General features: G+C 53.2%; 1 protein-coding gene. It reads right to left on the minus strand.

Translation table 11 applies throughout. The features are described 5' to 3' along the window. Nucleotides 1–2,976 (minus strand): beta strand repeat-containing protein (locus FCH32_RS23080; RefSeq protein WP_244958448.1); only part of this gene is annotated, 2,976 nt, incomplete at both ends.

Genomic DNA, 2,976 nt, shown 5'->3' on the forward strand with positions numbered 1-2,976 from the left:
CCCCGTGACACTACCTACGTCATCACTTCCACTGACAATCTTCACCGAGTTTTCGATTACACTGAAGTCAGTGCTTGCCTGGCTTTGTTCACCTGTGACCGGGTTTTCCACCCGGGCAGTGAGTTTATGCTCGCTGCCCGCAGCCAGAGCTGGGGTACTGAAGGTCCATGCATTGCCGGTAATTACCGCCTCACCCAGACGCGTGGTTCCATCGTACACCGCGACCACCTGACCGGCGGTCAGCGGGGCAGATACACTACCCGCTAATGCCAGCATGCCGTCATCGGTCGTCTCACCATTCACCAGGGCCCCGGTCCGGGCACCCACGTCGTCAGTGACCGAATCAATAGTCGCCGTTTGAGTCGGAGATGCTGAGGTGCTATCCACACTGAACACAAACTCCTTGGAGGCAATATGTACAGTCCCATCAGTTGCTTCGATTTTTGCGGTCAAAGCATGTTCACCGTCCGTCAGTGCAGTGCCTGGTGTAAAACTCCAGCTCGTCCCAACGATGACTGCATCCCCCAGGTAGGAGGAACCGTCGTAGATACCAATCTTCTCCCCGGCGGCAAGAGGCACACCAAGATTGCCGTTAAGGGTCGGCGTACTGTCATCTGTTACATCGTTTGCGGCAAGAACGCCCACAACCTTCCCTGCATTATCGCTCACGCCGCAGTTGTTCAGTGAGTTTTCAATAACAGTGAAAGCCGGACTCGAAACCCCTTTCTCGCCAGTAACACCGCTTTCGACCCGTGCGGTAAAACTATGCTGAGCACTTCCTGAAAGAACCCCTGTGGTGTAACTCCAGGTAGAACCCGTTATTGTTGCTGCACCGAGTCGAGTAATCCCATCATAGATAATCACGGGCTGACCTGGCTCGAGGTCAGACACCGTACCCGACAGAACCAGAGTGGTGTCGTCGGTGGATTGACCATTCACCAGTGACCCGGACTGGGCACCCACATTATCTGTGACTGAAACAATGGTTGCAGTCTGAGTCAGTGGTAAAACATCCACCACAGTAAGCACAAAATCACCAGAAGCGATTCGGGTAGTACCATCTGCCGCCTCAATTTTAGCAGTGAAGGTATGCAGGCCAGCGGATAAATTACTATTCGGCGTAAAGGTCCATCCATTACCCGAGATTAAAGCATCTCCCAGCTTCAGGGTGCCTTCATAGATGGAAATAATTTCCCCGGCGGCGAGTGATGTACCCAGCGTGCCACTGAGGGTCGGCATGCTGTCATCTGTAATACCATTGCTGGCAAGCGTTCTCACCACGGCCCCAACATCATCTGTCACAATACTGATGGTCAGTGAGTTTTCATTCACATTGAATGCAGGACTCGCAGGTCCCTTTTCTCCACTTAAGTTATTTTCAACTTGTGCCGTGAGTCCGAGGTGGGCATTCACACTAAGAGCACCTGTGGTATAGCTCCAGCCAGTACCTGATACAATGGCCTCGCCCAGACGTACTAATCCATTCGGTGAGGTCGCATAAATTGCCACCACCTGACCTGCTGCCAGTGGGTCAGAGATCGTACCTTTCAGCGCAAGTGTGGTGTCATCGGTGGACTGACCATTCTCCAGCACCCCGGTCTGAACGCCCACATTATCGGTAACCGAATCAATGGTCGTTGTCTGGGTAACGGGTAAAGCTTCCACCACTGTGAGAGCGAAATTACTGGAAACGATACGTGCAGTACGATCGGCTGCCTCGAGTTTAGCAGAGAAGGTATGCAGGCCAGTGGACAGAGCCGCATCCGGGGTAAAGGTCCACCTGTTACCTGCCACCACAGCCTCACCCAGCCTTTGAGCCCCCTCATATATGGCGACTTTTTCACCTGAAGCAAGAGCCATGCCCAGAGTGCCCGAAAGCGTCGGTGTAGTGTCATCGGTGACGCCGTTATTGGACACAACCCTCACCAGACCTCCCATATCATCACCTGCATTACTGATGACCAGCGAGTTTTCATTCACAGTGAATACGGGACTTGCATTCCCCTTTTCGCCACTAACGATATTTTCAACTTTTGCCGTGAGGTTGTGCGGGGTATTAACACTCAGAGCAGCTGTGGTGTAGCTCCAGCCCGTACCTGAAACAGTGGCAGTGCCCAGACGTGTGCCGTTCGAATAAATTGCCACCACCTGGCCTGATGTTAACGGTTCAGAAACCATTCCCGTCAGTGCAAGCGTGGTGTCGTCAGTTGACTGGCCGCTCATCAGGGAGCCTTGCTGAGCACCTACATTATCGGTGACCGAGTCAATGGTCGCCGTCTGAGTCAATGGAACAATGTCCACCACGTTAAGGGCGTTACTACCCGACGCTATGCGCACGGTACCATCGCCCGCCTCAATTTTGGCGGTGAATGTATGATTCCCTGCAACCAGTGCAGTCCCCGGCGTAAAGCTCCAGCGATCGCCTGCTACTACGGCCTCACCCAGTTTCAGCGTACCGTCATAGATTGCAACCGTTTCGCCTGCAGCAAGAGTTGTTCCCAGAGTCCCCGTCAGGGTCGGTGTTGTGTCATCAGTCATGCCATTGCTGGTCACCGCCCCTACAACATTACCCTGATCATCAGTGACTGCGATGACAGCAATAGAGTTTTCAATCATCGTAAACGCAGGGCTTGCAGACCCTTTCTCACCACTGACAGGGTTTTCAACCTGTGCAGTAAAGCTGTGCCCGGTGTTGACTGCCAGAGAAGCCGTTGTATAACTCCAGCCAGAGCCTGATACCGTAGCTTCACCCAGACGGGTAGTGCCATCGTAAATCACCACTACCTGCCCTGCAATTAACAGGTCAGACAAAGTGCCCGTCAGCGTCAGAGTGGTATCATCGGTGGACTGACCGTCCAGCAGCTGTCCGGTCTGGACGCCAACATTATCGGTCACCGAATCAATTGTTGTCGTCTGGGTCAGTGGTAAAACATCCACCACAGTTAAGTTTAAATCAGCAGATGCAATACGTGCAGA

The sequence above is a fragment of the Citrobacter gillenii genome, from assembly GCF_013337685.1.
Classification (GTDB): domain Bacteria; phylum Pseudomonadota; class Gammaproteobacteria; order Enterobacterales; family Enterobacteriaceae; genus Citrobacter; species Citrobacter gillenii.